The sequence below is a fragment of the Cellulomonas xylanilytica genome (assembly GCF_007989805.1).
Classification (GTDB): Bacteria; Actinomycetota; Actinomycetes; order Actinomycetales; family Cellulomonadaceae; genus Cellulomonas; species Cellulomonas xylanilytica.
This window is the reverse complement of record NZ_BJUB01000003.1, coordinates 54,020-78,595: the sequence shown is the minus strand read 5'-3', so window position 1 is coordinate 78,595 and position 24,576 is coordinate 54,020. Positions and strand designations below refer to the sequence as shown.

Here is a 24,576-nt window from a genome sequence, read left to right as displayed (position 1 = left end):
ACCCCCGTGCCGAACAGCACCAAGATCATCGACGTCCTCCTGGTCGAGGACGACCCGGGCGACGTGCTCATGACCCGCGAGGCGTTCGAGGACAACAAGCTGCGCAACCGCCTCTCCGTCGTCTCCGACGGCGTCAGCGCCCTGCAGTTCCTGCGCAAGGAGGGAGAGCACGCGGACGCGCCCACGCCGGACCTCGTGCTGCTCGACCTCAACCTGCCGAAGATGGACGGCCGTGAGGTCCTGCAGGCCCTCAAGGCGGACGCCAACCTGCGCTCGATCCCGGTCGTCGTGCTGACCACCTCGGAGTCGGAGGAGGACGTGGTGCGCAGCTACTCGCTGCACGCCAACGCCTACGTCACCAAGCCGGTGGACTTCGACCGGTTCATCGAGGTCGTCCGGCAGATCGACGAGTTCTTCGTCGAGGTCGTCCGCCTGCCCGGTCGCTGACCGGAACCGGTCGAGCGGGAAGAACTCGTGGCGGGTGGGCGTTGTCCCGGGTAACCCGGACGGAAGTGAGCGCACACCCATGCTGAACCCGAGCGAGATCTACGACGTCGACCCCGAGGTCGCCGCCCAGGTCGAGGCGCGGACGGTCAACGGCGCCGGTCCCGTGCTCGTGCACGCCGTGCGCGGGTTCGTGGACGCAGGGAACGCCGGCCAGCTGGCCGCCGAGCACCTGGTCGACGAGCTGCCCACGACGCGCCTGGCGACGTTCGACGTCGACCAGCTCCTGGACTACCGGTCGCGACGGCCGGTCATGACGTTCGACCAGACCACCTGGTCGTCGTACGCGGAGCCCGAGCTGGTCGTCGACCTGGTCCAGGACGCCGCCGGTGTCCCGTTCCTGCTGCTGCACGGCGTCGAGCCCGACGTGCAGTGGGAGCGATACGTGGCCGCCGTCCGGCAGATCGTCGAGCGGTTCGACGTCCCGCTGACCGTCGGCGTGCACGGCATCCCCATGGGCATCCCGCACACGCGGCCGCTCTCCGTCACGGCGCACGCCACGCGGCCCGAGCTCGTCGCCGACCACACGTCATGGTTCGGCACGGTCCAGGTGCCCGCCAGCGCGAGCGCGCTGCTGGAGCTGCGGCTGGGCCAGTCCGGGCACGACGCCGTCGGGTTCGCCGTGCACGTGCCGCACTACCTCGCGCAGTCCGCCTTCCCGCAGGCCAGCCAGGCGGCGCTGACCAACGTCGAGCGTGCGACGGGTCTGGACCTGCAGGTCGCCGCGCTGACCGCGGCCGCCGACGAGGCGATGCAGGAGATCGACCGGCAGGTCACCGGCTCGGAGGACGTCGCCGCCGTGGTGCACGCGCTGGAGGAGCAGTACGACTCGTTCACGCGCAACATCGGCCGCACCAGCCTGCTCGCGGGCTCGACCGAGCTGCCGACCGCCGACGAGCTGGGGGCCGAGTTCGAGCGGTTCCTGGCCCAGCAGGGCGACGACAGCGGCCCCGCCTGAGGCCGGACCTTTACCAGATCGTTGTCAAAGCGTGTGAGCCGACAGGGCGAAAGCGTGGCGCAGGCCGCAGCCCCGATGGAAGGATGCACACGTTGCAGTGACGTACTCGCTTGACCGGCACGCTCGACAGGCGCCGCGATCCGGGCCACGCCCGGGGGTCGGTTCCGACCAGTCGTCCTCGGCTGGGCCACCCGGTGCAGGACGTGAGGCATTGCGGCACGGCGTAGGCAGAAGGTCCGCGCCGTCACCGGTGGGACAGAAGGAAACGAACATGGCACAGGGTGCTGTCAAGTGGTTCAACGCTGAGAAGGGCTTCGGGTTCATCGCCCAGGACGGCGGCGGTGCCGACGTCTTCGTCCACTACTCCGCGATCGACTCCTCGGGCTACCGCAGCCTCGACGAGGGCCAGCGCGTCGAGTTCGAGATCACGCAGGGCGCCAAGGGGCCGCAGGCCGAGAGCGTCCGCCCGATCTGATCTCGTGTCGAAGGGCCGCACCCGTCCGGGTGCGGCCCTTCGTCATGCCGGTGGGTCGCTCAGCGGTACGGCGCTGCCGACGAACGCGATGACCTCGTCGCCGTGCAGCAGCCGCGCGGGTGCGGGGAGGCTGCGGACGGCGCGCGCGAGCGCTGCCGTGCCCAGGACGTCGAGGTCGTCGGTGGCCGCGAGGACGACGTTCCCGTAGCCACGACCGCGCAGGAGCCCCGGCTCGGCGATCACCGCGACGTCGGCGAACGCCTCGCGCAGCGTCGCGGCCTCGGACCTGGCGCCCGCCAGCGGCGGCCGGTCCGCGCAGTTGGCCAGGTAGACCCCACCGGGGCGCAGCACCCGTGCCACCTGCGCGACCATCTCGCGCGTGCGGACGTGGTCCGGCGTCGTGCTGCCCGCGAAGACGTCCCGCACGACCACGTCCGCGGACGCGTCGGGCAGCCCCGACAGCTCGGCCCGGGCGTCGCCGGCGCGGATCCGCAGCGCGGGGGAGCGTGGCAGGTCGAACCAGCCGCGCACCAGCTCCGGCAGACCGGTGTCGAGCTCGACGGCCAGCTGACGTGAGCCGGGGCGTGTGGCATCGACCGCGCGCGCCAGTGCGCAGCCTGCCGCGCCGAGGTGGACCACGTCGAGGGCGCCGCCCGCGTCGCCGACCCGGTCGATGACCGCCGCCATCTGCTGCATGTACTCGAACACCAGCCGGGTGGGGTCGACGAGGTCGAGGTAGGAGCTGGGCACCCCGTTGACCAGCACGGTGACGCCGTCCGGGTCGTCGAGGTCGCGGACCAGCTCGACGGTGCCGGTGGGAATGGTCACCGGGCCGGTCGGCCAGAGCCCTCTGGCCGCGGTGCGTGTGGGTGGCCGGTGCGAGGCTGAGGTGCGTCGGGCGGAGCGGTCGCGGGCGGCCATGACCCCACGCTACGGCGCCCGACCGGGCGCTTGACGCGATCGAACAGGTGTTCGATACTGGTGAGACACACGACGGCAACGGCGAGAGGAGAGGTCGAGATGCAGCAGCAGCTCGAGCGGCGGGACTCGGCAGAGTCGATCGTCGCGCCGCTTCCCGCGCGCGTCATCGAGCTCCTCGCCCGTGCGGACGCCGAGCTCGTCGCCGCGCAGTTCTCGCCCGAACCGTGGGAGCAGCTCTCGCACGCGCACCTCGCGGCGCTGCGCGCCGGGGCGGCGGTCGTCGCCGCCCGCGGGACGCCGTCGGGACGGCGTGCGCCACGCACGGTCTGGAGCATGCTCGGAGCGGTCGCGCCGGAGCTCGGCTCCTGGTCGACGTACTTCGCCGAGGCGGCGGCCCTTCGTGCGGCGGTCGATGCCGGACGCTTCGAGCTGGTCGGGCCGGCCCGGGCCGAGGAGGCCGTCTGCGCGGCCGAGGACTTCGTCGACGCGGTCCGCGACCTCGTGCTCGGTGGGGCGGGTGCCGTCGCAGGCCGCACGCTGAGCATGCGCGTCTCCCGGGCGTCGTGAGCGCCAGGAGCGGTCTCCGTGCCGGGTCCGACGTTCCCGCCGCGCCATGAGCCGCGGACCCCGGGCAGAGGCCTCGGGGCAGCAGGGCGAGGGGACAGGCGGCACTCCGGGTCGCGCCATCCTGCACGTCGAGCTCGATGCGTTCGTCGCCTCGGTCGAGCTCGCTCGTCGGCCGCAGCTGCGTGGCCGGCCGGTGATCGTGGGCGAGGCCTCCCGAGGCGTCGTCGTCGCGGCGACGGACGAGGCGCGGGCGTTCGGCGTCCGGCCGGAGATGCCGATGGCGACGGCCCTGCAGCTGTGCCCGCAGGCGGTCGTCGTCACCCCGGACCACCACGCGTACGCCGAGGTCTCCGCGGGCTTCCTGCGGCTGCTCGGTGACATCACGGTGCTGGTCGAGCACGTGGGTGTCGGCGAGGCGTTCCTGGACGTGACGGGAGCCCGCCGCCGGTGGGGACCACCCACGGCGATCGCGGAGCTGATCCGGACCCGGGTCCGGCAGCAGCTCGGCATCACCTGCTCCGTCGGGATCGGCTCCACCAAGCTGGTCGCCCGGCTCGCGTCGGCGCACGCTCGGCCGGACGGCGTCCTGGTGGTCCCTCGACCGGCGACGCGTGCGTTCCTGCGCGTGCTGCCCGTCGGGGCACTCTGGTGCGTGGGTGAAAAGACGGAGGCAGCGTTGGCGCGCCGGGGGATCACGACGCTCGCGGAGCTGGCGGACACCGAGGTGTCGATCGTCCAGCGCGCAGTCGGCACGGTGGCGGGTGCGCACCTCGTCGACCTGGCGTGGGGGAGGGACCCGCGCCCGGTCACCCCGGGCTGCCGGGAGCGGTCGATCGGCGTCGACGAGACCTTCCCGACCGACGTGTCCGACCTCACCGTCGTGGAGGAGAAGGTGCGGGAGCTCACGGACCGGTGTGCCGCCCGGATGCGTGCGAAGGGCCTGGTCACGCGCACGATCATCGTGCAGATCGGCACCAGCGACGCCCGGACGCTGGCGCGCTCCCGGACCTTGGTGACCCCGACGGACGGCGGCAGGGAGCTGTTCCTCGTCGCCCGTGAGCTGATGGCGGGCGTCGACCTGCGCGGGCTGCACGTCCGCCTCGTGGGGGTGCGTGCGGGCGAGCTCTCCCGGGTCCCGACGACCGTCCGGCGGCCCCGGTGGGACGAGGCGGCGGAGGAGCCGGCGGGGGAGCGCAGGACGGCAGGACAGCCCGTGGACCGGGTGCGCGGGGTGCCCTCGAGCCGACCGGTCCGCGCCGGAGCCTCCCAGGCAGGTGGAGTATCCTCCCGCTCGACTACCACCTTCGTTCCGGCGGATCTATCCTGAGCCGGAAGACAGGTCCACTAGCTGACAACGGGGGTCAGGATGCCTCTCTCCGAGTACGAGCAGCGCGTGCTCGAGCAGATGGAACGGCAGTTGACCTCTGACGATCCTCGGCTCGCGAACACGCTGACCCAGCGCGGGCACCGCCCGTTCGGCCGATACGTCATCGCGGGAGTCGGTGCGTCCGTCGGTCTGCTGCTGCTCGTGCTCGGCGCTGCGAACAGCCTGCCGTGGCTCGGGGTCATCGGCTTCGTGGTGATGTTCGCCGCCGTGGCGTTCGCGTTCGCCGCACCGCACCGCGCGTCCGGCCCCCGGTCGGGTCCGCACGGCGTCGTGCAGAGCGACGGCAAGGTCAAGCCGACGGCACGTCAGAAGCCGGGCTTCATGTCCCGTCTCGAGGAGCGCTGGGAACGGCGCCGCGGCGAGAGCGGTCGCTGAGCAGGGTCTCCACCCCGCTCATCACCTCGTCGACCCACCCAGCCAGGACGGCCGGGTCCACCTCGGGCTGGACCCGCGCGTAGCGCTCGCGCTCGACCGTCCGGGCCAACGACTCCAGAGCCTCGGCCGACGCGCCCGTCAGCGGTGCCCCCGCCGCCTGGCGCAGCTGCTCGTGCACGGACGCGACGACCGTGCGCGGTGAGTCGGCGTCCGTCCAGGTGACCCCGCGCGCACCCAGCCGGCGGCGGGCACGCAGCCACGCACGCTCCGGGGTGAGGTCGCCGCGCAGCAGGGAGCGGCGACGGACCAGCGCCAGACCGAGGGACGCGACCGCCAGCACGATCGCGACGGTGATCGCGACCGGCAGCCAGGCCTGCTCCTCGTCCTGCGTGCCGGTGGACGTCGACTGCCCACCCGGCGCGGCCGACGATGTGACGCCGGGTGCGGGCGCCGGGATCATCTCGTCCGGTCGGCTGTCCGGCGCGGAGACGCCGGTGAACGGGTCGGCCCAGGTGGGCGGCGCGCTCGTCTGCACGGCGGGCGTCGGCTCGAACCGGACCCACCCGTAGTCCTCGAAGAACAGCTCCGGCCAGGCGTGCGACCGCTGGCCCGAGACGACGTAGCTGCCGTTGCGGTCCGACTCGCCCGGCAGGAACCCGACGCCCACCCGGGCGGGGATGTCGAGGGTGCGCGCCATGATCGCCATCGAGGTGGCGAACTGCACGCAGTACCCGCGGGTCGACTGCATGAAGTCCCAGACGGCGTCGTCGGACCGGGAGGGGGCCACGCGCGTGTCGTACGTGAAGTTCGTCGTGGCGCGGAAGAACGTCTGCAGCGCCATGGCCTGCTCGTAGGGGGTCGTGGCGTCGGCGGTGATCTCGCGCGCCAGCGCGGCGACGTCGTCCGTGCGGGAGGTCTGCGGCACCTCGAGCGACGCACCGCCGTCGTCCGGGTCGCCCACCTCGGCGTCGGCGAGGTCGTCCTTGGTGAGCGAGGGGACCTCGACCTGCATCGCGTACGTCATGCCGTCGAACGTGCCGCGCCGGCCGACGACCTCGTCGCGGGCCGGGTCGTACTCCCAGCCGCCGGTCACGGCCACGGTGCGCGGGAAGGTGCTCACCGGCAGGCGCCGCTCGCGCAGGTTGGCGACCTCGACCTGGACGTCCGCGAGCGACCCGCGGTCGGCGTCCGGTGAGGTCCCGCGGATCTCCGGGTCGGACGACAGGAGGGTCGCCGGGTCCCACGTGGTCAGGTCGAGCGAGTCGGACCGGTCCCACGTGGCGCCGTCGAACGTGGTCAGCGTGAAGGCACGCAGCGGTCCGACGTCGTTGGCGGACACGGCGGGTGCGCTGGACGCGCTGGGCGAGGCCGACGGGTCGGTCGCCGTGTCCTCCTGCGGTGCGCCCTCCACGGGGGTGACGGAGTACCGCAGCACGATCTGCCCCGACCGGGTGCCCAGGCTCTCGCGCAGGTCGAGGTCGTCGCTGAGGGACATGGGCCCGACGGGGCCGGTGCCGAAGGTGGGCATCCGCATGGTCGCCCAGCCGGGGAACGCGGCGACCGCTGGACCGGCCACGAGGGTGGCCACGATGAGGGAGACCGAGCACAGCACCGCCACGCCCGTCCGACGGCCCCGGTCGCTGTGCGCGGTGGGGGGCGCGGCGCTGAGGGCGAGCAGGAGCAGGTAGAACAGGCTGGTCCACGCGATCGACCAGCCGCTGGCCGGGAACCCCAGGATGATCGCGGGCGTCCACAGGGCGGCGAACGCGAGCCCCGACAGTGCGGGCGCGCCGAGGCCGATCGCGAGGAGGTCGGCCACCAGGAAGACGGCGACCGCACCGACGGCGACGAGGAGCTCCGTGGGCCGCACCCCGAGCATCGGCACCAGCGACGCGTTGATGACGGCGACGCCCTCGCGTGCGGTCGCCAGCGTCCGGTCGAACGAGTCGGCGTCGGGCAGCACCTGGAGACGCCCCGGAGGTGCCCCGTACCGGACCAGGACGATGCCGGCGGCGACGAGCGTGCCGGCGAGCGTGGGAGCCCACCAGGACCGCGTCACGGCGCGGACACCGATCACGACCGCGGCGACGACGAGGACGAGCAACCACGTCGCGACGAGCCAGCTGCCGCGCACGATCAGGCCGGTGAGCGCGAAGAGGCTCGCGCAGGTCGCGGCCGCGCACAGGGCGGAGCCGAGCGCGGACCGGGGGCCGCGGGGGATGCGTTGCACGCGGCCGGTCACTGGGCCGACCCCAGGAGGCGCAGCCAGCAGTCGACGACCGGTTCGCCGGGCGTCACCCGGCACGCGCGCCAGCCGGCGCGGCGCAGGGCCTTGACGGTGTGCTCCGCCTCCGCCTCCTGCGCGGGCGTGTCGGCGCGGACGACCGCCCAGGCGAGCGCGGTGTCGGCGACGTGGGCGAGGGCCGCGCGCGCGGAGGCGCCGAGGGGCCCCAGCACCGCGAGCACGATCTCGCCCCCCGCCTCCGTGGTGTGCAGGAGGTGCGCCGCCGACACGAGGGCGGCCTCGCCCTGGACCGCCGAGCGCGGCGCCTCCAGGTCGATGGTGCGGTCGAGGAGGGCGCTGCGGGCGCCGGGGCCGGAACGGTCGTGGACGAAGCCGAGCGGCGACGCGGCGACGTTGTCCCGACCGCCGCTGACCAGCCGGACGGGGTGGCCGCCGTCGAGCATGGCCAGCGACATGGAGGCGGCCAGCGAGATGGACCACTCGAGGCTGGTCGCGCGCACGGGAAGGTCGAGCAGCACCGAGACGGGCCGCATCCCGGCGCGCTCGTCGGAGCGGACCATGAGGGCGCCCTTGCGGGCGCTGCTGCTCCAGTGCACGCGCCGCAGGTCGTCGCCCTCGCGGTAGTCGCGCAGGGACGCGTCGTCGGTGGACGGGCTGCGGGCGCCGAGGGCGACGCGGTCGGGCTCGCCCACCAGCACGTCGCTCGGCGTCGGCAGCGGGACGACGGCGGGCCACACGGAGACCTCGGCCTGCTCGCCCAGCGTGGCGGACGTCCGCACGACGCCGAACGGGTCGCCGCGGGTCACGACGAGCGGACCGAGGGGCCAGCGACCGCGCCGGGCGGCCTGCACGGAGTAGGTCACCGTGACGCGGCGCGGTGCCCGGGTCACGCGGGCGCGCAGCGGCCTCCCGCCGGAGAGCTCGGTGGCCGCCTGCTCGGCGAACTTCAGTCCCGCCAGTCGGACGCGGGCTGCGGGGTCGGTCGCGGTGATCACGACCTCGATCAGGGCCTCCTCGCCGGCGTGCACCGGGTTGGGGATCGCGTGCCGCTGCACGCTGAGGCGGTGCCTGCCGCGGCCCGGGTCGAGCACACCGACCGCCACGGCGGCACCGACGACGAGCAGCAGCGCGAGGGTGCCGATGCGGACCAGGTCGACGGCGCCGAGCGCGACGCCCAGCTGCAGAGCCACGATCCCCGCGATCCCGAGGGCGATCCCGCGGGGGGTGGGCCGGAGGCGCATCAGCCGATCGCGCGGCGGGAGCGCGTGGTGGCCGCCGCGGAGGGGAGCGGGACCCGGTCGAGGATGTCAGTGACGATGTCGGACGTGCTGCGCCCGGACAGCCGCGACTCGGTGCTCGGCAGGAGGCGGTGCGCCAGGACCGGCACCCCGAGCTGCTGGACGTCGTCGGGCAGCACGTGGTCGCGACCGTCCATCGCGGCCAGTGCCTTCGCGGCCCGCAACAGCTGGATCGCCGCGCGGGGGGAGGCGCCGAGGCGCAGACCCGAGTCCTCACGGGTCGCGGTCACGAGGTCGACCACGTACCGCTTGATGCCCGGTGCCGCGAACAGCCGGCGCGTCGTCTCGATGAGCTCCTTGACCTGCGCGGCGTCGGTCACCGGCCGCAGGGTGTCGAGCGGGTCGGACGTCTCCTGCAGGTCGAGCATGTCGAGCTCGGACTCCACGCTCGGGTAGCCGACCGTCAGGCGCGCCATGAACCGGTCGCGCTGCGCCTCGGGGAGGGGGTAGGTGCCCTCCATCTCGACAGGGTTCTGGGTGGCGACGACCAGGAACGGTCGCGGCAGCGGGTAGGTGCGGCCGTCGACCGTCGCCTGCGCCTCCTGCATGCACTCCAGCAGCGCGGACTGCGTCTTGGGCGAGGCGCGGTTGATCTCGTCGCCGATGACGACGTGCGCGAACACGGGCCCGGGCCGGAACTCGAACTCGTGGGTCTGCGACCGGAAGATGTTGACGCCGGTGAGGTCGGAGGGCAGCAGGTCGGGCGTGAACTGGATCCGGCCCACCGTGCAGTCGATCGTCTTGGCCAGCGCCTTGGCGAGCGTGGTCTTGCCGACCCCGGGCACGTCCTCGAGGAGCAGGTGCCCCTCGGCGAGCAGGACGGCGACGGTGACCCGGACGAGCTCGGGACGACCGGTGACGACGCCCTCCACGGCCGTGCGCATCCGGTGGGTGGTGTCGACGACGTCCTCGAGCTCACTCGACGACGGGACGGCCTGCAGCATGACGCCTCCTTTGGCGGATCTGGGTCCGATCGTAAAGGTCGGGCGCCAGGAGTTCATCGCCCACGGCGCCCCCACTTCCCTCCACCACCCGCGCGGCGCAGCAGCGGCTGGCCGGTGGGCCTGGGCGAATCGTCCGGTCTCTCCTGGATCGGGGCTCCCGTCTGCCTGCCGACACGCCCCGGCGCTGCCGGCGGAGCGACTTTCCCTCCACTCTGCACCACCGCTGTGACCTGCAGTTATAGCCCTACGATCGGGTGAATAGTGCTTATCTGAGGTTGCTGGTGGAGTGAAGTGGAGTAGCGTGGAGGCACGTGGTGAGGCGGGGAAAGTCGCACCAGCAGTCGCGGCTGGAGCCGCACCGAGGGACCGGAGGGAGGCGAGGTGTCGCATGAGTCGTCTGCCGGCGTCTTCGGCTCCTTCGCGCCCTTCCTGGGCACGTACACACCCCGTCTCGACGAGAAGGGCCGGCTCATCCTCCCGGCCAAGTTCCGCGGTCAGCTCGCCCCGGGTCTCGTCATGACGCGTGGGCAGGAGCGCTGCCTCTTCCTGCTCCCGATGCAGGAGTTCCAGCGCATGCACGACCAGCTCCGGCAGGCGCCGGTGACCAGCCGGCAGGCCCGCGACTACCTCCGTGTCTTCCTGTCCGGTGCCAGCGACGAGCTGCCCGACAAGCAGGGACGCATCTCCATCCCGCCGATGCTCCGCAAGTACGCGGGGCTGGAGCGCGACGTCGCCGTGATCGGCACCGGTACCCGGGTCGAGATCTGGGACCTCACCGCGTGGGAGACGTACCTGGCCGAGCAGGAGGCCGGGTACGCCGACACCGCGGAGGAGGTCTTCCCGAACGGTCCGTTCTAGAGATCAGGTCCCGATCGCAGCACCGCCCGGCCAGACCTCCTCCCGAATCTCTGACGCACTTCCCCGGTGTCAGAGGGTCGGTGGGGGATCTGGTCGGACGGCGGAGGGGCCGCCTGACCACACTCATCCGTGCCGCCTGGGGAGGGGAGCAGCGATGACCGAGGAGCTGAACGAGCGCACGCCTGAGCACATCGGGAACGACGCCGCCTCCCGGCACACCCCCGTGCTGCTGCAGCGCTGCCTCGACCTGCTCGCCCCGGCGTTCGACGTCGAGAACCCGGTCCTGGTGGACTCGACGCTCGGCATGGGCGGCCACACCGAGGGCGTCCTGCAGGCCTTCCCGCACGTGCGCGTCATCGGCCTGGACCGTGACACGCAGGCGCTCGAGCTCGCGGGCCGGCGCCTGGCCCCGTTCGGGGAGCGCTTCACCGGCGTGCACGCGGTCTACGACGAGATCAACGACGTGCTCGACCGGCTCGGCATCCCCGGTGTGCAGGGCGTCCTCATGGACCTCGGCGTCTCGTCGCTGCAGCTCGACGAGCGCGAGCGAGGGTTCTCCTACTCGGCCGACGCGCCGCTCGACATGCGCATGGACGCGACGACCGGCCAGACCGCGGCCGACGTGCTCAACACGTACGACGAGCGCGAGCTCGCGCGGATCCTGCGGGTCTACGGCGAGGAGCGGTTCGCGCCGCGCATCGCCCGGGCGATCGTCGCCCAGAGGGCGACGCGTCCTCTGGCCCGCACGGGCGAGCTGGTCAGCATCGTGCGCGCGAACATCCCTGCGGCGACGCGCAAGACCGGCGGCAACCCGGCCAAGCGCACGTTCCAGGCGCTGCGGATCGAGGTGAACGGCGAGATCGAGGTGCTGGAGCGCGCGCTGCCGCAGTCGATCGAGGCGCTCGCCGTCGGCGGCCGGATCGTCGTCGAGGCGTACCACTCGCTGGAGGACCGCGCGGTCAAGCGCGCGCTCGCCGTCGGGGCCACGTCCAGCGCCCCGCCGGACCTGCCCGTCGAGCCCGCCACGCACGCCCCGTTCCTGCGCCTGGTGACCCGCGGCGCCGAGGAGGCCGACGAGGCCGAGCTCGCGCACAACCCCCGTTCGCAGTCGGTCCGGCTCCGTGCCGCCGAGCGCGTCCGTCCCACTCCCGACCACCTCAAGCCACGCCAGACCGGAAGGAGGGCAGCATGAGCGCCCAGACCGCTGCCCGAGCAACTGCCTACCCGGCACCGTCCCGTCCTCGCCCGACGACGGCGACCCCGGCGCCCGCACCGCGGCTTCGCGTCGTCCGCGCGCCGGAGCACGCCAGGACGCGGGTGCCGTTCATCCTTGCCTGCATGTCCGTCCTCGCCGGCGCGCTCCTGTCCGCGCTGCTCCTGAACACCTCGATGGCGGCCAGCGCGTACGCCAAGTACGACCTGTCCAACGAGCTCGGGCAGCTCAACCAGGACCAGCAGGACCTCACCGCGCAGCTCGACGCCAAGGCGTCGCCCACCCAGCTCGCGGCGGCCGCCGCCGCGCTCGGCATGGTGCCCACGAACGGGACCGGCTGGCTGCGGCTCTCCGACGGCAGCGTGCAGGGTGTCCCGGAGCCGGCGGGAGCCGGGGGATGACGACACCGGTCGCGCGCCCGCGCGTGCGCACCGATCAGACCCGTCGTCCGGCGGCGGGCAACCGCGTCGGGGGCACCACCGGCACGACGGTCCCGCGTCCGCGGCCCACGACGGGCCCGCGGACGGTCGTCGTGCCGTCGCGCACCGGCGGTGGCCGGCCGCCGACGCGGACCGTCCAGCCGGGGTCGCGCGGGCGGATGGCGTTCCTCACCGCCCTGATCATCGTGACGCTCGCCGTGTTCGGCGGGCGTCTGGTGTATGTCCAGGGTCTGCGCGGGGCCGCCATCGCCGAGGAGGCCCGGAACGCCCGCCTCACCTCCGTCGAGCTGCTGGGCGGGCGCGGCGAGATCACCGACGCGAAGGGCTCACCGCTGGCGACGTCGGTCGAGCGGTACGAGATCTCCGTCAACCAGCGGCTCGTCGCGAGCTTCAAGGGCTCCGACAACCCGCCGGTCCCGCCGGGGGCCGCCGGTGTCGCGGCGATCCTGGCGCCCCTGCTCGACATGAACGCCGCCGAGCTCGGCGGTGCCCTCGTCGGCGACCGGCAGTTCGTCTACATCCGCAAGGGCGTGCTGCCCGAGGTGGCGCGCGAGGTCCGCAAGCTCGGCCTCAGCGGCGTCAACGTCGACCGGGTCACGGAGCGGGTGTACCCCAACGCCAACCTCGCCGGGAACGTCATCGGCTTCGTCAACTCCAACGGGGTCGGCCTCGCCGGCCTCGAGGCGTCGCTCGACGACCGCCTCACGGGGACCGCCGGCAGCGAGACGTACGAGCGTGGGCGCAAGGGGCAGGCCATCCCGGGCGGGTACTCCGAGGACACCCCGGCGACGGAGGGCGACTCCGTGCAGCTCACGCTGCTGTCCGACGTGCAGTGGAAGGCCCAGTCCGCGCTCGACGCGCAGGTCGCCGCCACCGGGTCGTCGTCCGGCTCGCTCATCGTGATGGACACCAGGACGGGCGAGATCTACGCGCTGGCCGACTCGGGGTCCGTGGACCCGAACCACCCGGGCGAGGCGGCGGGCTCGCTGTCCAGCGCCGTCTCGGACGTCTTCGAGCCGGGGTCGACGGGCAAGGTCATCACGATGGCGGCCATCCTCGACAACAAGATCGCCGACCCGCTCTCGCAGTGGGAGGTGCCGTACACGTACTCGCCCGACGGGAAGGAGACGTTCAAGGACTCCCACGAGCACGACGTGCAGCGGCTCACGACGACCGGGGTGCTCGCGGAGTCCTCGAACACCGGGACCGTGATGATCGGGCAGCACCTGCCGGTGCAGACGCGGTACGACTACCTGGCCAAGTTCGGCTTCGGCGCGCTGACCGGGATCGAGATGTCGGGGGAGTCCAAGGGCATCCTGCACCCGGTCGACAGCTGGCAGCGACGGGACAAGTTCGCGGTCCTGTTCGGCCAGGCGGTGTCCGTGACCGCCCTGCAGGCCACCCAGGTGTTCGCCACGATCGCCAACGGCGGGGTGCGCGTGCAGCCGCACATCGTCAAGGGCTGGACGTCCCCGGACGGCACCTACACGCCGGCTCCCGCCGCGGCGGCCACCCCGGTGGTGTCGCCGGAGACCGCCAAGACGGTGCTCACCATGATGCAGAGCGTCGTCGACGACGGCACCGGCTCGAACGCCGCGATCCCCGGCTACCAGGTGGCCGGCAAGACCGGCACGGCGCAGAACTGGGTCGGCGGGGTGCAGGGCATCACGTCGTCGTTCATCGGGGTGGCACCGGCCGACGACCCCCGCATCGCGGTGGCCGTGATCCTGCACAACCCGAAGACGTCAGTCTACGGCGGGACGGTCGCCGCGCCGGTGTTCAGCGACGTCGCCGGGTACACGCTCAGCGAGCTCGGCGTCGCGCCGTCGGGCACCACGGGGACGCTCTTCCCGACGACGTGGTGACGGAGCCGTGAGCCGCCGCGAACGAGCGGCGGGGCGCCCCGTGCAGGGTAGATTCTCCCCATGACGACCCCCGCTCGGATGCGTCCGCTGCATCCCGCGGCCCACCTGGTCGCCGACCTCGTCTCCACGTTCGGCCTGGTCGCGCGCGGTGCAGCGCTCCCCGCCGACGCCGTGCTGACCGGCGTGAGCCTGGCCAGCGGCGACGTGGTCCCCGGCGACGTGTTCATCGCGGTCACCGGGTTCACGGTGCACGGCGCCGCGTACGCCCCGCAGGCGGTCGACGCCGGGGCGGTGGCGGTCCTCACGGACGAGGCGGGCGCCGCGCTGCTCGAGGAGTCCGGCGTCGCCCGACGCGTCCCGGTGCTGGTCGCCGACGACCCGCGCGCGATCGCCGGACCGGTCGCCGCCTGGGCGCACGAGGCACCCGGCGAGCGGCTGGTCGCGGTGGGCGTCACCGGCACCAACGGCAAGACCACCACCGCGTACTTTCTCGACGCGGCGCTGCGTGCCGCGCACCCGACGACCGCCGTGCTCGGCACGGTCGAGCTCCGCATCGGCGAGGACGCGGTCGAGAGCCCCCGGACCACGGTCGAGGCGCCCGCGCTGCAGGCGATCCTCGCGCTGGCCGTCGAGCGCGGCGCGACGGCGCTCGCCATGGAGGTCTCCTCGCACGCGCTCGCGCTGGGCCGGGTCGGTGGGCTGACGTTCGACGTCGTCGGCTTCACCAACCTGCAGCGGGACCACCTCGACTTCCACGGCGACATGGAGGGCTACTTCCGGGACAAGTCCCGGCTGTTCGCCGTCGGTCAGGCGCGTCGGGGCGTGGTCGTGGTGGACGACGAGTGGGGCCGCCGGCTGGCGGCGGAGTCACCCATCCCCGTCGAGTCCGTCGCGACGCACGTCGGGGCTCCCGAGGGCGTCGACGCTGACTGGGCTGTGGTCGCGGCCGACATCGGCCTCGACGGGGTCGGCTCCACGTTCACGCTGCGTGGCCCGGACGGGACCCTGCACACCGCCGCGAGCCCGCTGCCCGGCATGGTGAACGTGTCGAACGCGGCGCTGGCCATCGTGCTCGCGCACGCGGCCGGCGTGGACCTCGACGTGGCGATCTCGGCCGTCGCGGTCGCGCACGAGATCCCCGGGCGCATGGAGCGGGTCATCGAGCGCGGCGACGGGTTCCCGCTCGCCATCGTCGACTACGCCCACACCCCTGACGCGCTCGTCCTCGCGCTCGACGCCGTCCGCCCGATCACCCCCGGCCGGCTCGTGCTCGTCTTCGGCTCGGACGGCGACCGGGACCAGGGCAAGCGCCCGATCATGGGCGAGATCGCGGCCCGGCTCGCGGACGTGATCGTCGTCACGGACGAGAACCCCCGGTCCGAGGAGCCGGCGGTCATCCGATCCGCCATCCTCGACGGTGTCCGGTCGGTGCGACCGGACCTGGTCGACGTGCACGAGGCCACCAGCCGTGCGCAGGCCATCCGCGACGCCCTGGACCTCGCCTCCGAGCAGGACACCGTGATCATCACGGGCAAGGGGCACGAGCCCACACAGGAGATCGCCGGCGTGTTCCACCGGTACAACGACCGCGACGTGCTGATCGCAGCGCGCACCAGCCGGCGGGAGCAGCACGCGTGATCGCCCTCACGGCGGCCGAGATCGCGGCCGCGACCGGTGGTGTGCTGCGCGGCGCTGCGGCCACCGAGCCGGCCCTCGTCGTCAGCGGACCGGTCGTGGTCGACTCGCGCGACGACGTCTCCGGGGGCCTGTTCGTCGCCCTGCCCGGTGAGCACGTCGACGGGCACGACTACGCCGCCGTGGCGGTCGCCGCCGGGGCCGCGCTCGTCCTGGCCGCGCGCGACGTCGTCGGGGCCGGCGGGGCCGTGCTGCCCAGCGTCGTGGTCGACGACGTCGAGAAGGCTCTCGGCGACCTCGCGCGCGTCGTGCTGGAGCGGCTGCGTGAGGCGGCGCTCGAGCCGGGCGGCAGTGACCTGCGCGTCGTGGGGATCACCGGGTCGGTGGGCAAGACGACGACCAAGGACCTGCTGGCCCAGCTCTGCGGCAGCGTCGGGCCCACGATCGCGCCGGTGCGCTCGTTCAACAACGAGATCGGCCTGCCGCTCACCGTGCTGCGTGCCGACGAGTCGACGCGTTTCCTGGTGCTCGAGATGGGCGCCAGCGGCCCGGGCCACCTCACCTACCTGACCGACATCGCGCCGCCGGACGTCGCGGTGGTCCTGATCGTCGGGCACGCGCACCTCGGCGGCTTCGGCGGCATCGAGGCCGTGGCCGTCGCGAAGGCGGAGATCGTGCAGGGACTGGTGGCCGACGGCGTCGCCGTCCTGAACGCCGACGACCCGCGCGTGTCCGCGATGGCCGCGCTGGCCCCGGGGGACGTCGTGACGTTCGGTGCGGCGCCCGACGCGACGGTCGGGGTGCGCGACGTCCGCCTCGACCGCACGGGTCGGGCGACGTTCACCCTCGTGCGCCGGGGTGAGGTCGAGCGCACCGCCGAGGTGTCGCTGCGCCTCGTCGGCGAGCACCACGTGCACAACGCCCTCGGCGCCGCGGCCGCCGCGCTCGCCGTCGGGCTCGACCTGGACGAGGTCGCCGCGGGGCTCAGCGCCGCCGACGCCCTGAGCCCGCACCGCATGCACGTGGTCGACCGGCCCGACGGCGTCACCGTCGTCGACGACTCCTACAACGCCAACCCGGACTCGATGCGCGCCGCGCTCAAGGCGCTGGCCGTCCTGGCCGGGCGGGACCGGCGCTCGATCGCGGTGCTCGGGGAGATGCTCGAGCTGGGGCCCGGCGCGCGGGAGGCGCACGACGCCATCGGCCGGCTCTGCGTCCGGCTGAACATCGGGCTGACGATCGTGGTCGGCGAGGGTGCGCGGGCGATCCGCGACGGCGCCAACCACGAGGGGTCCTGGGGCGACGAGGTCGTGCTCGCCGACGACCTGGCCGCGGCGACGGCGTTCCTCGAGAGCGAGCTGCGCCCCGGTGACGTGGTCCTGGTGAAGTCGTCGTACGGCGCCGGGCTCTGGAGGCTCGGCGACGCCCTGGTCGAGGGGGGCGCCCGATGAGGGCGGTCCTGATCTCCGGCGGCCTCGCGATGCTCATCGCGCTGCTGGGCACGCCCCTGTTCATCCGGTTCCTGGTCCACAAGCAGTACGGCCAGTTCATCCGCCAGGACGGTCCGACCGCGCACTTCACCAAGCGCGGGACGCCGACCATGGGTGGCGTCGTCATCATCGGCGCGACGCTCGCGGGCTGGGTCGGTGGCCTGATCGCGACCGGGACGCCGCCCAGCGCGTCCGCGGTCCTCGTCCTGTTCCTCATGACCGGCCTGGGCGTCGTCGGGTTCCTCGACGACTTCATCAAGATCTCGCGGCAGCGCAGCCTGGGCCTCAACGCGCGCTGGAAGATCATCGGCCAGGGCATCGTGGGCATCACGTTCGCGGTGGCGGCGCTGCAGTTCCCCAACGACAAGTTCCGCACGCCGGCGTCGACGCGGATCTCGTTCATCCGCGACACCAACCTGGACCTCGCGTTCTGGGGCGTGACCGTCGGCACCATCCTGTTCGTCATCTGGGCCAACTTCCTCATCACCGCCTGGTCCAACGCGGTGAACCTCACCGACGGCCTCGACGGGCTGGCCACCGGCGTCTCGCTCATCGTCTTCGGTGCCTACGTCATCGTGGGCGTCTGGCAGTTCAACCAGAGCTGCCAGTTCCTGGCCAGCGCCGGACCGCGGTGCTACGAGGCGCGGGACCCGCTCGACCTCGCGGTCGTCGCGGCCGCCATCACCGGCGCGTGCTTCGGGTTCCTGTGGTGGAACGCCAGCCCCGCCAAGATCTTCATGGGGGACACCGGCTCGCTCGCGCTGGGCGGAGCCCTCGCCGGCCTGTCGATCCTGTCCCGGACCGAGATCCTCGCCGCGATCATCGGCGGCCTGTTCGTGCTCGTCGTGCTCTCCGACGTCATCCAGATCGGCTTCTTCAAGATGACCGGGAGACGGGTCTTCAAGATGGCGCCGCTGCACCACCACTTCGAGCTGTCGGGGTGGGGCGAGGTGACGATCGTCATCAGGTTCTGGATCATCGCCGGGCTCTTCGTCGCCCTCGGCGTCGGGATCTTCTACGCCGAGTGGGTGGCCGGGTAGGTGGCGTCGCTCGTGCTGGAGGGCGCCCTGGTGGTCGTCGCCGGGCTCGGGATCTCCGGTCGCGCCGCGGCCGAGGTGCTGGCGTCCCGCGGGGCGCGCGTGGTCCCCGTCGACGACCACGCCGACGAGGTCATCGGGACCGCGGAGCTGCTCGCGGGCTCGGTGCTGGACCGGGCGGACCTGGTCGTCGCGTCCCCGGGGCTGGCGCCGCACCACCCGCTGCTCGTGGCGGCCCGCGAGCACGACGTGCCGGTCTGGAGCGAGGTCGAGCTCGCCTGGCACGTCCGGGTCGACCGTGCGGCCGGCGGCGGACCGGCGCCGTGGCTCGCGGTCACGGGGACCAACGGCAAGACGACCACCGTGGGCATGCTGGAGTCGATCCTGCGTGCGGCGGGACAGAACGCCGCAGCGGTCGGGAACGTCGGCACCCCGGTGGTGCTCGCCGCGACCGACCCGACCCTCGACGTCCTGGCGGTCGAGCTGTCGAGCTTCCAGCTGCACCACACGTCCTCGATGTCGGCGGAGGCGGCCGCGGTGCTCAACGTGGCCGCCGACCACCTGGACTGGCACGGCTCCCTCGACGCCTACGCGGCCGACAAGGGGCGCATCTTCGAGCGCGCCCAGGTCGCCTGCGTGTACAACCTCGCCGACCGCGCGACCGAGGACCTGGTCCGGGAGGCGGACGTCGTCGACGGCTGCGTCGCCGTCGGGTTCACCACGGGCACGCCGCTGGTCGGGCAGGTCGGCCTGGTCGAGGACGTGCTCGTCGACCGCGGGTTCACGCGGCTGCGGCACACGCACGCGGCCGAGCTCGGCACGCTCGACGACCTGGCGCAGCTGGCCGGGCCGGACGGGACCGTGCCGCCGCACGTCGTGGCGAACGCGCTGGCCGCGGCGGCGCTCGCGCTCGCGCACGGCGTCACGCCGGCCGCGGTGCGCGAGGGCCTGCGCGCCTACGGACCGGGGGAGCACCGGCTCGCCGCCGTCGCCGTGGTGGACGGTGTGGCCTACGTCGACGACTCGAAGGCCACGAACGCCCACGCGGCGGCGGCGGCGCTCGGGGCCTTCCCGTCCGGCAGCGTCGTGTGGGTGGCGGGCGGCCTGGCCAAGGGCGCGCACTTCGACGAGCTCGTGGCCGCGCGGCGCGACCGCCTGCGGGCCGTGGTGCTGATCGGTGCCGACCGGGCGCCGTTGCGCGACGCTCTCGCCCGACACGCACCCGAGGTCCCCGTGGTCGAGGTCGAGGCCGGTGAGACTGGCTCGGTGATGACCCGTGCCGTGGACCAGGCCAGGCGGCTCGCCGCCGAGCCGGGCGCGCCCGCGCCGGTCACCGTGCTGCTCGCCCCCGCGTGCGCGTCGATGGACCAGTTCACGTCGTACGCCGCCCGCGGCGAGGCGTTCGCCGCTGCCGTGCGTGCGCTCGGCGGGGACGAGTGACCCGCCGGGAGGGGGAGCGATGACGACGACCACCCCGCGCCCCGACGCGCGCCGACCGGCGGAGCCCGCACCCCCGACCAGCTCGCTGCTCGGGCAGTGGAACAGCGCGGTCACCAGCTACTACGTGCTCATCGGTGCGACGGCGCTCCTGCTCGTCATCGGTCTCGTCATGGTGCTGTCCAGCTCGAGCGTGGAGTCGCTGGACGACGGGGACTCGCCCTACGCCGTGTTCCTCGACCAGGCGAAGTACGCGCTCATCGGCCTGCCCCTGCTGTTCGGGCTGTCGCGGGCGCCGGTGAAGTTCTTCCAGGCCGTCGCGTGGCCCGCGCTCGGCCTCGCCATCGTCTTCCAGCTGCTCGTGTTCGTCCCCGGTCTCGGCTGCGGCACGGGCGGCAACCGCAACTGGGTGTGCCTGCCGGGCTTCTCCGCGCAGCCGTCCGAGACGATCAAGCTCGCGCTCGCCATCTGGCTCGGGGCGGTCCTGACCCGCAAGCTGTCGCTGCTGCGCGAGTGGAAGCACGCCCTCATCCCGGCAGTCCCGGTCGCCGGTCTGGCGATCCTCGTCGTGCTCGCCGGGCACGACCTGGGCACCGCGCTCGTGCTCATCATGCTGGTGGCGGGCGCGCTGTTCGTCGCCGGCGTGCCGATGCGGATGTTCGGCCTCGCCGCGCTGCTCGCGGGCGGGCTGACGTTCCTGCTGACGGTCAGCAGCAAGAACCGCACGGCGCGCATCCTGTCCTGGCTCTCGGACGAGTGCGACGCCGCGTCGTCGTGCTACCAGACGCTGCACGGCGGCTGGGGACTGGCCAGCGGTGGCTGGGGCGGGCTCGGTCTGGGGGAGAGCCGCGAGAAGTGGTCCTACCTGCCGGCCGCGCACAACGACTTCATCTTCGCGATCCTCGGTGAGGAGCTCGGTCTCATCGGCACCCTCCTCGTCCTCGGGCTGTTCGGCCTGCTCGCGTTCGCCATGATCCGGGTGATCCGCCGGCACCCCGACCCGTTCGTCCAGATCACGACGGGCGCGATCCTGTGCTGGATCATCGGCCAGGCGCTGGTGAACGTCGCGGTCGTCATCGGCCTGGCACCGGTGATCGGTGTCCCGCTCCCGCTCGTCTCGGCGGGCGGCTCGGCGTTGATCATGACGATGGCCGCCCTGGGCGTGCTCATCTCGTTCGCGCGCTCGGAGCCCGGTGCGGCGGAGGCCCTAGCGGCCCGGCCCGGGGTGGTCCGTCGGTCGCTGGCCGTGATCGGGCGGTCCCGTGGCTGAGCCCCACCCCGTCCCCGCCGTGCCCACGGGACCCGCCGTGCTCCTCGCCGGCGGCGGCACCGCGGGACACGTCAACCCGCTGCTCGCCGTCGCCGACGAGCTCGTCCGGCGTCACCCGACCATCCGGCTCACCGTCCTCGGCACCGCCGAGGGCCTGGAGTCCCGCCTGGTCCCGGAGCACGGCCTCCCGCTGGCCGTCGTCCCGCGCGTCCCGCTGCCGCGCAGGCCGACCCTCGACTGGTTCCGCCTGCCGACGCGCCTGCGCGACGCGGTCCGCGCGGCGGGCACCGCGATCGACGACTCGGGCGCGCAGGTGGTGGTCGGCTTCGGCGGCTACGTCGCGACCCCGGCCTACCTCGCGGCGCGCCGCCGGGGGATCCCGGTCGTCGTCCACGAGCAGAACGCCCGCGCGGGGCTGGCCAACCGGCTGGGTGCCCGGTGGGCCCGTGCGGTCGCGGTGACCTTCCCCGGCACGGCGCTGCCCGGCGCGCAGGTCACCGGCCTGCCGCTGCGCGCGCCGATCGCGCGGCTGGTGGAGCAGCGCCTCGATGACCGCGCCGGGACGCGTGCCGCCGCCGCGGCGGAGCTCGGCCTCGACCCGGCCCTCCCGACGCTCCTGGTGTCCGGGGGGTCGCTCGGTGCGGTGAGCGTCAACACGGCGGTCGCCGGGGCCGCTGCCGACCTGCTGGCGGCCGGCGTCCAGGTGCTGCACCTCACGGGTGCCGGCAAGGCCGACGCGGTCCGCGCCGCGCTGGTCGGGGTGCCGGGTGCGGAGCGGTACCACGTACGGGAGTACCTGACCGAGATGCAGCTCGCGCTGGCGGTCGCGGACGTGGTCGTCGGCCGGTCCGGCGCCGGCACGGTGTGCGAGCAGGCGGCGCTCGGCATCCCGGCGGTCTACGTCCCGCTGCCCGTGGGCAACGGTGAGCAGCGGCTGAACGCCGCGGCGGTCGTCGCGGCCGGTGGCGGGCTCCTGGTCGACGACGCCGACCTGGACCCCGCCTGGATCCGTGCGCACCTGCCCGTCCTGCTGGTCGGCGACGCGGCTGCGGAGACGCGGGAGCGCATGGGCCGCGCCGCCGCGGGCGTCGGCGTCCGCGACGCCGCGGCGCGGGTCGCCCGGCTGGTCGAGAAGGAGCTGCCGTGACGGGCGGGCTGCGGCCCGCGGACCTCGGCCGCGTGCACCTGGTCGGCGTCGGGGGTGCCGGCATGTCGGCGATCGCCGCGCTGCTCGCCGCCCGGGGCGTGGCCGTCAGCGGGTCCGACGCCGCCGACGGCCCCGCGCTGCCGGCACTGCGCGCGGCGGGCGTCGACGTGCACGTGGGCCACGAGGCGTCGCTCGTCGACGAGGTCGACACCGTCGTGATCTCGTCGGCCGTCCGGGAGTCCAACCCCGAGCTGGCCCGGGCCCGCGAGCGGGGCCTGCGGGTGCTGCACCGCTCCGAGGCGCTGGCCTCGCTCATGGTGGACCGGGACGCGGTCGCGGTGGCCGGCGCGCACGGCAAGACCACGACGTCCGCCATGATCGCGACGGCTCTGCTGCACGCGGGAGCCGACCCCTCATTCGCGATCGGCGGCACGGTGTTCTCCGCCGACGGACCGCTCGGCGGGGGGCGCGACGGCGCCGGCCCGGCCTTCGTGGCGGAGGCGGACGAGTCCGACGGCTCGTTCCTCGCGTACGCGCCGCTCGTGGCCGTCGTCACCAACGTCGAACCGGACCACCTCGACCACTACGGCTCGGCCGAGGCGTTCGAGGAGGTGTTCGTGCGGTTCGCCGAGCGCATCCGGCCGGGTGGCACGCTCGTCGCCTGTGCCGACGACGCCGGCGCGGTGCGGCTGGTCGAGCGCGTCCGCGAGTCGCTCGCTGCCCGGGACGTCTCGGTCGTCACCTACGGCACGGCGCCGGCCGCCGACGTGGTCGTGGGCGAGCTGCGTGCCGACGCCGGGCGATGGGCGTTCGACCTCGCCGCGGGCGACGTGACCACCACTGTGCGGCTCGCGTTCCCGGGCGCGCACAACGCCCTGAACGCGGCGGCGGCGTGGGCCACGGCCCGGCGCCTGGGGGTGCCCGACGCCGCCGACGGTCTCGCGGCGTTCCGCGGCACCGGGCGGCGCTTCGAGGACCGCGGGACGGTCAACGGCGTCCGCGTGGTCGACGACTACTCGCACCACCCGACCGAGGTCGCGGCGCTGCTGCGCGGCGCGCGCTCGGTGGTCGGTGACGGCCGCGTCGTCGCGCTGTTCCAGCCGCACCTGTACTCGCGCACCCGCACGTTCGCCGTCGAGTTCGGAGCCGCGTTCGACCTGGCGGACGTGGTGGTCGTCACGGACGTGTACGGGGCCCGGGAGGACCCCGACCCGTCCGTGACGGGGGCGCTGATCGTGGACAACGTCCCGACGCCCGGCAAGGCGTCGTTCGTGCCCGACCGGTTCGAGGCGGCCCGCGCGGTCGCGGCGGCGGCACGCCCCGGTGACCTGGTGCTCACGGTGGGGGCCGGCGACGTGACGCTGCTGGCGTCCGTGGTGCTCGACGCGCTCGCCGGCGAGGCAGGACGCAGCGCATGAGCCCGTCGCGCCCGGCCGGTCCACGCAGCCCGGCGCCCGGCCGCCCCGCCGCCCCGCGTCGGACCGCACCGGCGTCGGCCCCGACACCCGTCGCCAGGCCGACCCCGGCCTCGAAGCCGACGCCGGCGCCCCGCGGCAAGCCGGTGACTGCTCCGACCCCCGCCGTGCCGGAGGAGGACCAGGCGCCGTTCAGCCGCGCGGTCACGACGTACAGCGCCGGTGGCGCCCGGCGGTACGCCGGTCCGGTGGCCGCGCCGGTGGTGTCCACCAGCTCGGCGGCCCGGTTCGCCGAGCGTTCGCGCGCGCGCCGCAACCTCGCCCGGCGCCAGGTGCTGCTGGTCGCGGGCTCGACGGTCGTGGTCGCCGCGCTCGGGTGGCTGCTGTTCTTCTCCCCGGTGCTCGCCCTCGACCCGGCGAAGGTGCGCGTCGAGGGCGCGGGCACCGTGGTCGCGGTCGACCAGGTGCTCGGCGTCGTCGGTGCGCACGCGACGACACCCCTGCCGCGGCTGGACACGGTGGGGCTGCGCGACGAGGTGCTCGAGGTGCCCGGGGTCCGGGAGGCGCGGGTGACGCGCGAGTGGCCGCACGGTCTCGCCGTGGTGCTCGTCGCCCGGGAACCCGTGGCCGCGGTGCCGGAGCAGGTCGACCCCGCGACGCCGGGGGCCGTGCCGGCCCAGCCCGGCTTCGCGCTCCTCGACATGGACGGCGTGCAGGTGGGCCGCGTGGACGCGGCTCCCGAGGGGCTGCCGGTGGTGGACGTGCCGGTGGGGGACAAGCGGACGCTGCGTGCCGTGCTGAGCGTGCTCCAGCGGCTGCCCGCCGACCTGCTCGCGCAGGTGGGCGACGTGTCGGCCCGTACGCAGGACACGGTGACGATGAACCTGCGCGACGGGGTCCGCGTCGACTGGGGGAGCGCGAGCGAGACGCCGCTGAAGATCGCGGTGCTCTCGGCCCTGCGCACGTCGCCGGCGGCCGCGGGTGCGACCGTCATCGACGTGTCCGCCCCTCGGCTGCCGATCACGAAGTAGGCCCGCGGGCGAGTTTCGCCGGCAAGTCCCGACACGCGCGGCGCGGTCGTTGATCGCGGTGCGG

Annotated in this window: 22 protein-coding genes; 18 read left to right on the top strand and 4 right to left on the bottom strand. The window is 74.0% G+C overall.

All coding sequences use genetic code 11. The annotated features are described in order from the left end of the window. The first annotated feature begins 6 nt into the window (after positions 1–6). From CXY01_RS05815 to CXY01_RS05805, 3 genes are all read left to right on the top strand, one after another. Positions 7–447 carry a response regulator gene (locus CXY01_RS05815; RefSeq protein ID WP_146926166.1) on the top strand — a complete coding sequence of 147 codons (441 nt, stop codon included), beginning with the start codon at positions 7–9 and terminating at the stop codon, positions 445–447. Positions 448–526: 79 nt separating this feature from the next. Beyond that, positions 527–1,462 (top strand): PAC2 family protein, encoded by a 936-nt coding sequence (locus CXY01_RS05810; protein ID WP_146926165.1) that lies wholly within the window; start codon positions 527–529, stop codon positions 1,460–1,462. 271 nt (positions 1,463–1,733) lie between these two features. After that, positions 1,734–1,937 carry a cold-shock protein gene (locus CXY01_RS05805; RefSeq protein ID WP_055921997.1) on the top strand — a complete coding sequence of 68 codons (204 nt, stop codon included), beginning with the start codon at positions 1,734–1,736 and terminating at the stop codon, positions 1,935–1,937. Positions 1,938–1,979: 42 nt separating this feature from the next. Here the strand turns inward: CXY01_RS05805 and CXY01_RS05800 are convergent, their stop codons facing one another. Further along, complete coding sequence (locus tag CXY01_RS05800) at positions 1,980–2,858, bottom strand: spermidine synthase (RefSeq protein ID WP_146926164.1); 879 nt, start codon at positions 2,856–2,858, stop codon at positions 1,980–1,982. 99 nt (positions 2,859–2,957) lie between these two features. On the opposite strand from CXY01_RS05800, the gene CXY01_RS05795 reads away from it, so the two are divergent. Genes CXY01_RS05795 through CXY01_RS05785 form a run of 3 tightly spaced genes read left to right on the top strand, consistent with a single transcriptional unit; the run spans position 2,958 to position 5,187 of the window. Then, positions 2,958–3,425, top strand: coding sequence for an SAV_6107 family HEPN domain-containing protein (locus CXY01_RS05795; RefSeq protein ID WP_186813309.1), 468 nt, complete (start codon positions 2,958–2,960; stop codon positions 3,423–3,425). 46 nt (positions 3,426–3,471) lie between these two features. Further along, positions 3,472–4,752, top strand: coding sequence for a DNA polymerase IV (dinB, locus tag CXY01_RS05790; protein WP_146926163.1), 1,281 nt, complete (start codon positions 3,472–3,474; stop codon positions 4,750–4,752). 39 nt (positions 4,753–4,791) lie between these two features. Continuing rightward, positions 4,792–5,187 (top strand): SCO2097 family morphological protein, encoded by a 396-nt coding sequence (locus tag CXY01_RS05785; RefSeq protein WP_146926162.1) that lies wholly within the window; start codon positions 4,792–4,794, stop codon positions 5,185–5,187. On the opposite strand, the gene CXY01_RS05780 is transcribed toward CXY01_RS05785, so the two are convergent. Genes CXY01_RS05780 through CXY01_RS05770 form a run of 3 tightly spaced genes read right to left on the bottom strand, consistent with a single transcriptional unit; the run spans position 5,132 to position 9,674 of the window. After that, positions 5,132–7,417 carry a transglutaminase TgpA family protein gene (locus CXY01_RS05780; RefSeq protein ID WP_146926161.1) on the bottom strand — a complete coding sequence of 762 codons (2,286 nt, stop codon included), beginning with the start codon at positions 7,415–7,417 and terminating at the stop codon, positions 5,132–5,134. The genes CXY01_RS05785 and CXY01_RS05780 overlap by 56 nt on opposite strands. A gap of 8 nt (positions 7,418–7,425) precedes the next feature. After that, positions 7,426–8,673, bottom strand: coding sequence for a DUF58 domain-containing protein (locus CXY01_RS05775; protein ID WP_146926160.1), 1,248 nt, complete (start codon positions 8,671–8,673; stop codon positions 7,426–7,428). Next, on the bottom strand, positions 8,673–9,674 hold the full coding sequence (locus CXY01_RS05770) for an AAA family ATPase (RefSeq protein ID WP_146926159.1): 1,002 nt from the start codon (positions 9,672–9,674) through the stop codon (positions 8,673–8,675). Before CXY01_RS05770 ends, CXY01_RS05775 begins: the two co-directional genes overlap by 1 nt. Positions 9,675–10,055: 381 nt before the next feature. Here CXY01_RS05770 and mraZ point away from each other — a divergent pair, with 381 nt between their 5' ends. The 12 genes from mraZ to CXY01_RS05710 all read left to right on the top strand — a co-directional run bounded on the left by mraZ (position 10,056) and on the right by CXY01_RS05710 (position 24,512). After that, on the top strand, positions 10,056–10,532 hold the full coding sequence (mraZ, locus tag CXY01_RS05765) for a division/cell wall cluster transcriptional repressor MraZ (RefSeq protein ID WP_146926158.1): 477 nt from the start codon (positions 10,056–10,058) through the stop codon (positions 10,530–10,532). A 154-nt stretch (positions 10,533–10,686) separates the two neighbouring features. Continuing rightward, positions 10,687–11,724: a 16S rRNA (cytosine(1402)-N(4))-methyltransferase RsmH gene (rsmH, locus tag CXY01_RS05760; protein WP_146926157.1), complete on the top strand. Its 1,038-nt coding sequence runs from the start codon at positions 10,687–10,689 to the stop codon at positions 11,722–11,724. After that, a complete protein-coding gene (gene ftsL / locus CXY01_RS05755) occupies positions 11,721–12,146 on the top strand; it encodes a cell division protein FtsL (RefSeq protein ID WP_146926156.1) in 426 nt (141 codons plus the stop codon). Before rsmH ends, ftsL begins: the two co-directional genes overlap by 4 nt. Next, positions 12,143–14,050, top strand: a complete 1,908-nt coding sequence (locus tag CXY01_RS05750; RefSeq protein WP_146926155.1) for a peptidoglycan D,D-transpeptidase FtsI family protein — start codon at positions 12,143–12,145, stop codon at positions 14,048–14,050. The genes ftsL and CXY01_RS05750 overlap by 4 nt, the downstream gene beginning before the upstream one ends. A gap of 60 nt (positions 14,051–14,110) precedes the next feature. Further along, positions 14,111–15,688, top strand: coding sequence for a UDP-N-acetylmuramoyl-L-alanyl-D-glutamate--2,6-diaminopimelate ligase (locus tag CXY01_RS05745; protein ID WP_146926154.1), 1,578 nt, complete (start codon positions 14,111–14,113; stop codon positions 15,686–15,688). Further along, positions 15,685–17,136, top strand: coding sequence for a UDP-N-acetylmuramoyl-tripeptide--D-alanyl-D-alanine ligase (locus CXY01_RS05740; protein WP_146926153.1), 1,452 nt, complete (start codon positions 15,685–15,687; stop codon positions 17,134–17,136). Before CXY01_RS05745 ends, CXY01_RS05740 begins: the two co-directional genes overlap by 4 nt. Beyond that, positions 17,133–18,215, top strand: a complete 1,083-nt coding sequence (gene mraY / locus CXY01_RS05735) for a phospho-N-acetylmuramoyl-pentapeptide-transferase (protein WP_146926152.1) — start codon at positions 17,133–17,135, stop codon at positions 18,213–18,215. The genes CXY01_RS05740 and mraY overlap by 4 nt, the downstream gene beginning before the upstream one ends. Beyond that, positions 18,216–19,652, top strand: a complete 1,437-nt coding sequence (murD, locus tag CXY01_RS05730; protein WP_146926151.1) for a UDP-N-acetylmuramoyl-L-alanine--D-glutamate ligase — start codon at positions 18,216–18,218, stop codon at positions 19,650–19,652. Positions 19,653–19,671: 19 nt separating this feature from the next. After that, a complete protein-coding gene (gene ftsW / locus CXY01_RS05725; RefSeq protein WP_146926150.1) occupies positions 19,672–20,919 on the top strand; it encodes a putative lipid II flippase FtsW in 1,248 nt (415 codons plus the stop codon). Further along, positions 20,912–22,066: an undecaprenyldiphospho-muramoylpentapeptide beta-N-acetylglucosaminyltransferase gene (gene murG, locus CXY01_RS05720; protein WP_246125083.1), complete on the top strand. Its 1,155-nt coding sequence runs from the start codon at positions 20,912–20,914 to the stop codon at positions 22,064–22,066. The genes ftsW and murG overlap by 8 nt, the downstream gene beginning before the upstream one ends. Beyond that, complete coding sequence (murC, locus tag CXY01_RS05715; RefSeq protein ID WP_186813308.1) at positions 22,063–23,484, top strand: UDP-N-acetylmuramate--L-alanine ligase; 1,422 nt, start codon at positions 22,063–22,065, stop codon at positions 23,482–23,484. The genes murG and murC overlap by 4 nt, the downstream gene beginning before the upstream one ends. Further along, positions 23,481–24,512: a cell division protein FtsQ/DivIB gene (locus CXY01_RS05710; protein WP_146926149.1), complete on the top strand. Its 1,032-nt coding sequence runs from the start codon at positions 23,481–23,483 to the stop codon at positions 24,510–24,512. The genes murC and CXY01_RS05710 overlap by 4 nt, the downstream gene beginning before the upstream one ends. Positions 24,513–24,576: the final 64 nt, after the last annotated feature.

What these genes read in the sequence shown, in the direction of transcription:
- CXY01_RS05810 (WP_146926165.1), top strand. Translation starts at nt 527, where the DNA reads ATGCTGAACCCGAGCGAGATCTACGACGTCGACCCCGAGGTCGCCGCC.
- CXY01_RS05805 (WP_055921997.1), top strand. Translation starts at nt 1,734, where the DNA reads ATGGCACAGGGTGCTGTCAAGTGGTTCAACGCTGAGAAGGGCTTCGGG.
- CXY01_RS05800 (WP_146926164.1), bottom strand. Translation starts at nt 2,858, where the DNA reads ATGGCCGCCCGCGACCGCTCCGCCCGACGCACCTCAGCCTCGCACCGG.
- CXY01_RS05795 (WP_186813309.1), top strand. Translation starts at nt 2,958, where the DNA reads ATGCAGCAGCAGCTCGAGCGGCGGGACTCGGCAGAGTCGATCGTCGCG.
- dinB (WP_146926163.1), top strand. Translation starts at nt 3,472, where the DNA reads ATGAGCCGCGGACCCCGGGCAGAGGCCTCGGGGCAGCAGGGCGAGGGG.
- CXY01_RS05785 (WP_146926162.1), top strand. Translation starts at nt 4,792, where the DNA reads ATGCCTCTCTCCGAGTACGAGCAGCGCGTGCTCGAGCAGATGGAACGG.
- CXY01_RS05775 (WP_146926160.1), bottom strand. Translation starts at nt 8,673, where the DNA reads ATGCGCCTCCGGCCCACCCCCCGCGGGATCGCCCTCGGGATCGCGGGG.
- CXY01_RS05770 (WP_146926159.1), bottom strand. Translation starts at nt 9,674, where the DNA reads ATGCTGCAGGCCGTCCCGTCGTCGAGTGAGCTCGAGGACGTCGTCGAC.
- rsmH (WP_146926157.1), top strand. Translation starts at nt 10,687, where the DNA reads ATGACCGAGGAGCTGAACGAGCGCACGCCTGAGCACATCGGGAACGAC.
- ftsL (WP_146926156.1), top strand. Translation starts at nt 11,721, where the DNA reads ATGAGCGCCCAGACCGCTGCCCGAGCAACTGCCTACCCGGCACCGTCC.
- CXY01_RS05750 (WP_146926155.1), top strand. Translation starts at nt 12,143, where the DNA reads ATGACGACACCGGTCGCGCGCCCGCGCGTGCGCACCGATCAGACCCGT.
- CXY01_RS05745 (WP_146926154.1), top strand. Translation starts at nt 14,111, where the DNA reads ATGACGACCCCCGCTCGGATGCGTCCGCTGCATCCCGCGGCCCACCTG.
- mraY (WP_146926152.1), top strand. Translation starts at nt 17,133, where the DNA reads ATGAGGGCGGTCCTGATCTCCGGCGGCCTCGCGATGCTCATCGCGCTG.
- ftsW (WP_146926150.1), top strand. Translation starts at nt 19,672, where the DNA reads ATGACGACGACCACCCCGCGCCCCGACGCGCGCCGACCGGCGGAGCCC.
- CXY01_RS05710 (WP_146926149.1), top strand. Translation starts at nt 23,481, where the DNA reads ATGAGCCCGTCGCGCCCGGCCGGTCCACGCAGCCCGGCGCCCGGCCGC.